Raw genomic sequence first — 6,727 nt, 5'->3', positions numbered from 1 at the left:
ATAATTTTTTGCAGGTAGTTAGCATTAGGATCACTAACACCTAAGCTCTGGGTGGGTATCAAAGCCTTATTAAAGCTTAAATGGAATTTATTTAACTCATCTCCATCTTCAAAATTACTGGCATCTTGACTCAATGCCTCTTTATCATTAGTTGATTCTTTATAATCTCTAGTAATTAGCCCTAACATTGTTGCAAAAAACTTAAAATAAATTGGATCCTCGATCTTCATTTCATCTTTAATTATAGGTGTAACATTGCCTGAACCTACTTTCACAAGATAATCATAGCTATTCTCAAATGCACTAAAATAAGTAGGCTTTACTTCCCTTAAAGAACAAGCCATTAAAAAGGATAAAAAGTTCACTTCACCCATCAAATTACCAGGGACCCACGCTTGATCAACTCGTCTTAATATTTTTTTAAGCTGCCTAATTGAAACAATTACTGCTTTTAGAGCATTAACTTCCTTAATAAATAAGTTATTTCTCTTTATCAAAGCTTCTATAAATTCCGAGCGCTTGCAAAATACATGTACCGAATAGCTATCTTCTATTCTATTAGGGTTCAGTACCACTTTAGGCATGTTATTAGATAAAATAATAACTTTATTATGGTGCAATGCCTCTTTAAGGCTTACTTGAATAAAGGAATTTATTACCGCTGACAAATCGGCTCGGAGTATATCCTCTCTATAATCAGTCGCTTTTGAAATCACTTCAGCAGCAACCTCATTTTCATTTCCCATTGCAACGATAAAATTGATATGACTCAAATCTCGATTTTTCAATCTATCCAGCAGCGCGGCTATATCATTTAAACGTTTTTCGTTTTCATCGCCTGTTCCGCGATCAACATCTTGTAAGGTAATAAGTAATTTATGGTTTGTTGTGCCAAGAACATCATTAAGCTTTTGAAAACTTCCCTCAATATCAATTGGGCCAGCAAGTAATGTTGAAGCGAATTGAAATACGCTCCCCCCTGATTTAAGCGCTTCGGTATAATGTCTAGGTAAGGCACGAAAAGCACACATATCAATATGTTGGCTTATATCATCAATAATATTGCTCAGTACAATATGGCCAACACTGCCACTTGCAGCGCCCCACGTTGATATATCGCTATGTATCCACACTCCACTTTTTTTAGAGACTGCTTCTAAATCATTAGCAACAGCGTTAACAATACTACTTTTACCACAGCCAAATGAGCCACATAAAGCAATATGTTGCGCTAAAGGTTGCTGTTGATATTCATCACCACCTTTAAATAAACGGTTATAAATTCGATCTGCATAAACTTGTAGGTCTGGCTCTAAATCACTTTTATGAACAATAGGCCGATCATCAGCAAACCATTTTTGAAAATCTTTTAAACTATTCAGCTCTGGATTTACCTGAATAGTTACATCTTCTTTTTCAGTAATGATGCTTGGCTGTTTACTTTGTCTATATTCATCAAATAATAAGTAAGCTGCCAATATAAAATAGCCAACAGCTAGATAAATGAAAACGTCAAAAGCAGGGACTATATCAGCTAGGTTGACTGCTAAAATGATAAAGGCTGCACTAAGAGCAACCAATACAACAGTAAATATCGGCTTTTTGATATAAAGCTTTGTTTGATAAATGACGGTTATTAGCATGGCAATAAACGTAAGTGCTAGGTATTTTAAGCTCATAAAACTTCGTGCGTATAACGTAGCTTCATCAAGTTTTGATACTGTATTTATTACGTACAAAGCAGTCAGAAGTAATGACACTAATACAGCAATTGTCACCGGCGGATATCGCCAGTTAAACCCAATACCGCGTCTAGGGTGCGATATATAAAACTTATCAAGCAGCAGCTTTATGCCAATACCGGCTAAAAGTGCGCTGCTGTAATGCAAAACCGGATTAGCATTTAAAATAGCGCCCAAGCTTGAATATGCCTTTTGTACAAAACCGACTTTACTTAAAAATACGGTAATTGTTGCAGCGGTAATTGCGCACAATAAAAGAGAAAGCCAGCGCGTGGCTGTAATGGGGAGTGTTTTAACTTGCGACAACTTAATATCCTTATCAATACGTTACCTTGCCAGTGTATATCAATTGAACATTATTGGATAAGCTGTTTAATAAATAAAACCGTCTCTTGGCTTCATTAATCACATGGCGCTATGACATGTTGGGTTTCGCTTCGCTCTACCTAACCTACGTTTTAATATAAAAATGAAGTTTTATTCTTTCGGCATTCTTTCAGGACAGGTCTTGTTTTGAGTTTAGGGGGAAAGTAAAGAAAAGAGCTATCCCCTCTACAACCCTTAGCGATTTTGCTGGGCGATAAAAGCAAGCGAGTGCTGGTTGAATAAGTCAGGGCGTTCTACATTACAAACATGGCCACATTGGTGAATAGTTTGCAGTACGCTGTTTTTATGGCGCTTTACCATTTCTTTAACAGGGCCAAGGAACATATGATCTTCTTTACCCATAATGTAAAGAATGGGAATATCGATGTCTTTTTCTTTGAAATACTGCATTAAAGGGTTTACATCCATGGCTAATTTAAACCATTTTATAAACTCCTTTTGGCACAAACGTTTTGCTTCACGAACAAACAAAAGCCGAGATTCTTTATGGCGCTTTTTCGGCATCATAATAAAAGCAAATAAGCGATACAGCCACATATAAGGCAAGAAGTGTTTAAACGTATTACCTAAATAAACCAATGTATTACTGCGAGTATTAAAGCGGGTTACCGCGCCACCTAGCACCATGCTAGAAACATATTGCGGCGCAATTTCTGCAATATTGCGAATGAGTATTGTGCCCAATGAAATACCAACAAAGTGTGCGCTGGTGATATTGTTATGGTCTAACACATCAATAATATCTTTAGAGACGTTATTAAACGAATAATTATTATCAACAAAATTTTGTACTAAGTTATTTGATTTACCGTGACCACGAAGATCGAGCAACAATACATTGTATTCTTTTTTATAAGCTTTGAGCTGACGAAACCAGATTGCCGAACTTCCTCCAGCGCCATGGACAAATACAACCCATGTTTGACTGGTTTCGTGCGGAAAAATAGTATGAAAAAGAATGTCTGTGCTCATTGCTGTTAGCGGCCTATTTACTTCATTTGGCATATTCAATTGTAAGAAGTATAACGGAGTTTAATAAAAATCTCTCATTAAGTTCAGAACAATAGCGCCTACTTAACAACTTTTCGGAACATGTTTTAATTTTTAAATCAAAACAAATAAGAACAACCTTTACCAATACTCAACGTATTTGAGGCGCTTGCCCATGAAAATTTAAGTACAGCTTTTTTAGTTTATCGGGAACAAGTGGCCAACCCATTTCAATTCCGATGGGAGTCGCTTTCCAAAACAAGTGCTCAACATAATAGGTATCTATGTAATCAAACTCGGTAAGACTTGCAGTCTCTAGTTTTAGATTCATATATGACAAATACTTAAGCGCATCAGCGTTTTTATTTTCGTTGAATGCAAACGTTGTTAAATTTGCGAACTCCTCCATAAGAAAAGCGAATTCACATTCTTCGTGTTTATCCATTAACGGTATGACATCTGGAAACTTAGATTGTATATCCTCAATAAATTGTCTTATTTCTTGGTCTGCCATATATTCCCTGTTAATACATAGTCATTCACATGCCGATGTAAAATGTAAGCTAGGTAAGGTTTCAGATACTTATATTAAAGCCACAGAAAGCCTTTCAATTTTGCTTTACTTGCCTTTGTTCAAAGCATATATCGCCATTAATAGTGTCTTAGATTGAATAGAATTTTCTAGCTCTTCAGTTTCATCTAGACTAGAGGCAGTAGAAATATAACCTTTAAAAATAACATTATCACCCACCTCAACTACCTCTTTACCTTGAGCTTTTACAAAACTCGTTACCCAAATATTGTTGATAGATGGAGTTTTTAAATCCAACAAGTACAAGTTATTATTGTTTACTGTAATATGTTCTAATACTGTTCCCCCTAAAGCTGTTGCCTCTCCTTCATATTTTGCGTTTAACTCCCCATTATGAAATGGATTCTCATTAGCTTGATTTGCATACTTTCCAGCAAATGCTTGAATAGGTGTTAAAAACAATAAAATTAATAAATACTTTATCATCGGTTTATTCCTTAGTTAGGGTGTTTCTTGTTATGGGTTATAGATGTAAGTCATAGAGAGAGGCACAACCCTATTATTTATTATTTTTTGGTTTGTTAGCGGCCCACAACACCTGTAATCCAATTGTAGTAACTAGATATTCTAGTTTGATAAGCAGTTGTACCATATAAACCGCCTTTAAATGCCGAAATATCTCCAGTTGCAAATTGCCAACTAGACAATCCCACTAGGGAGGGCTCACCGCTTTGATAAATGATAGAGGCGCCCCCGCTATCTCCAGAACCATGCATCCCTTCTAGAGGGAGCGCGTTGTGCGGTGAGTCAAATTTGAATGTCAGCCATTTGCCATTTGCGCTTTCTACAACATTTTGAAATTTATTTGGCTGATATAAATATTTAGTATCTAAATTTTCACCTGATAATCCATTTCCCATAGCACCTTTACCGAATACAGTTATGACTTTGCCTTTTTCGTCAGATTTTGAATAAATTGAAATTGGCTTAATGTCTAAAACAGGGCTGGATAGTTTTATTAAAGCAATATCACTGCTTGATTCCAAAACTTGCATAAGCGGCGCTAAGTCGCCACTAAGTATATTGTTGCTAGGTTTTACATATTCCGGATGGATATATACTTTTTCAATTTCATATTGTTTCGAACCGACGTTTAGCTTAGACCCTGCATAGTCGTGAAAGATAGTATGCGCTACTGTGACTACCCATTTTTCAGCAATAAGGACTCCATGGCCTTCCTGTGGCATATCGACAATATATTCTGGTATTTTTTCAACACGATAACTGTCTATTGGAACATCATGTCTCATGACCACTGCATAGGAACCGATGCAGTAAAAGGCCAATGCTATAAAAATGAAAAGTTTCATATCACTCCACAGTATAAATTGAGTAGATAACATTTTAACAAAAAACATTTTCATTACTTCCAGATGAAAACATCCTTATTTTATGAACACCTATTAATAACAAACCGTGTAAGTGTTTGCCAATTATAAATATTATATTTTAGCGAGTTACTTTACCGTGTAGAGAATAGTAAAACGTGTCATTACTACATTTTTAAACACCTTGTGCTGGCTTTGTTTACTTTTACACCGCTGTTTCGTATTCATGACACTTGGGGGCTATTTTAACGCAGTTAATTGCGGCTCTAGGGCGCTAAAAACATGAAAAAGTGGGCCAAAAACTATATCCTTCGGCGCGGTTATTATTATAAATAATGGACGGCACACACACATGACAACACCTTTAGATGCAACGCATTCAAATGCATCAACACACACGCATTCAAGTGCAAATTCAAACGCAAAATCTAAATGGAACCTGCACGATACGCAGTGGACCTTAAGCCTTTTTGGTACCGCCGTTGGTGCGGGTATTTTATTTTTACCTATTAACATTGGTATTGGCGGTTTTTGGCCGCTGATTATTATGGCGTGTTTAGCGTTTCCGATGACCTTTTTAGCCCACCGTGGTTTAGCACGCTTTGTATTATCGTCTAAAAATAAGCATGCCGATTTTACCGATGTAGTTGAAGAACACTTTGGCGTTAATGCTGGGCGATTAATCTCATTGTTATACTTTTTATCTATATTCCCTATTTTGCTTATTTACGGTGTAGGCTTAACCAACACGGTAGACAGCTTTATGGTAAACCAGCTGGGCATGGAATCGCCGCCTCGCGTAGTGCTTTCGGGTGTTTTGGTAGCCGGTATGATAAGCCTAATGATGGGTGGCGAGCGCCTAATGCTGCGCGCGTTTTCTATTTTGGTGTATCCGCTTGTGGGTATTTTGTTTTTTTATCCCTGTATTTAATACCTAGCTGGCAAATGCCCAACATGAGCCTACCTGAAGTGGGCAGCTTTGGTAAAACGCTGTGGTTATCTATTCCTATTATTGTGTTTTCGTTTAGCCATGCAGCGGCTATTTCAAGCTTTGTGCATGTACAACGCGAACACTATGACGACCTTGCTACACGCAAATCAGAAGCCATTTTAAAGCGCACAAGCTTACTGTTAATTGTGTTTGTATTGCTGTTTGTATTTTCGTGCGTGCTGTCGCTAACAGGTGAGCAGATGGCACAAGCAAAAGCCGATAACGTCTCGGTTTTATCGTACCTTGCTAACATTACCCATAACTCGTTTATTGCGACGCTTGGACCTTTAGTTGCCTTTATTGCCATTACGTCGTCGTTTTTAGGTCACTTTTTAGGAGCCCGCGAAAGCTTTACAGGTTTGGTGACTAAGCAAACACAGCTTGGTGCTAAAACGGTAGATAAAATTGGCGTAGTTATTATGTTTTTTGCAATTTGGTTTTGTGCAGTTAAAAACCCAAGCATACTCGATATGATGGATCAGCTGTCGGGCCCTATTATTGCAATGATATTATTTATCATGCCTATGATTGCAGTTTATAAAGTACCGGCTCTGCATAAGTATCGTAACCGTTTAAGTACTTTGTTTGTGTTAGCGGTAGGTGCGCTTGCGGTATTTGCACTTATTTACAGCATGATTAAATAATATCCCTATTCATGCTAAAGCCCAGCGAGTTAGCTGGGCTTTTTTGTGTGCTG

5 protein-coding genes and 1 pseudogene are annotated in these 6,727 nt (G+C 37.2%); 1 reads left to right on the top strand and 5 read right to left on the bottom strand.

All coding sequences use genetic code 11. The features are described from left to right. The 5 genes from P20480_RS17590 to P20480_RS15215 all read right to left on the bottom strand — a co-directional run. A partial coding sequence (locus P20480_RS17590; protein WP_138922277.1) for a P-loop NTPase fold protein occupies positions 1 to 1,679 on the bottom strand: 1,679 nt, incomplete at its 3' end. Positions 1,680 to 2,303: 624 nt separating this feature from the next. Beyond that, on the bottom strand, positions 2,304 to 3,101 hold the full coding sequence (locus P20480_RS15200; RefSeq protein WP_033024979.1) for an alpha/beta fold hydrolase: 798 nt from the start codon (positions 3,099 to 3,101) through the stop codon (positions 2,304 to 2,306). Positions 3,102 to 3,270: 169 nt separating this feature from the next. After that, positions 3,271 to 3,633 carry a DUF7674 family protein gene (locus tag P20480_RS15205; protein WP_008127097.1) on the bottom strand — a complete coding sequence of 121 codons (363 nt, stop codon included), beginning with the start codon at positions 3,631 to 3,633 and terminating at the stop codon, positions 3,271 to 3,273. Between the two features lie 105 nt (positions 3,634 to 3,738). After that, on the bottom strand, positions 3,739 to 4,137 hold the full coding sequence (locus tag P20480_RS15210; RefSeq protein WP_008127096.1) for a hypothetical protein: 399 nt from the start codon (positions 4,135 to 4,137) through the stop codon (positions 3,739 to 3,741). Between the two features lie 95 nt (positions 4,138 to 4,232). Further along, positions 4,233 to 5,021, bottom strand: a complete 789-nt coding sequence (locus P20480_RS15215) for a trypsin-like serine protease (RefSeq protein ID WP_033024977.1) — start codon at positions 5,019 to 5,021, stop codon at positions 4,233 to 4,235. Positions 5,022 to 5,391: 370 nt separating this feature from the next. On the opposite strand from P20480_RS15215, the pseudogene P20480_RS17585 reads away from it, so the two are divergent. Beyond that, positions 5,392 to 6,674 (top strand): annotated as a pseudogene (locus P20480_RS17585) (aromatic amino acid transport family protein). Positions 6,675 to 6,727 lie beyond the last annotated feature (53 nt).

Origin of the sequence: Pseudoalteromonas sp. BSi20480, from assembly GCF_000241365.1 — a bacterium.
Lineage (GTDB): Bacteria > Pseudomonadota > Gammaproteobacteria > Enterobacterales > Alteromonadaceae > Pseudoalteromonas > Pseudoalteromonas marina.
The sequence above is the reverse complement of the archived record's forward strand: the minus strand, read 5'-3'. Positions and strand labels throughout refer to the sequence as shown.

What these genes read in the sequence shown, in the direction of transcription:
- P20480_RS15200 (WP_033024979.1), bottom strand. Translation starts at nt 3,101, where the DNA reads ATGAGCACAGACATTCTTTTTCATACTATTTTTCCGCACGAAACCAGT.
- P20480_RS15205 (WP_008127097.1), bottom strand. Translation starts at nt 3,633, where the DNA reads ATGGCAGACCAAGAAATAAGACAATTTATTGAGGATATACAATCTAAG.
- P20480_RS15210 (WP_008127096.1), bottom strand. Translation starts at nt 4,137, where the DNA reads ATGATAAAGTATTTATTAATTTTATTGTTTTTAACACCTATTCAAGCA.
- P20480_RS15215 (WP_033024977.1), bottom strand. Translation starts at nt 5,021, where the DNA reads ATGAAACTTTTCATTTTTATAGCATTGGCCTTTTACTGCATCGGTTCC.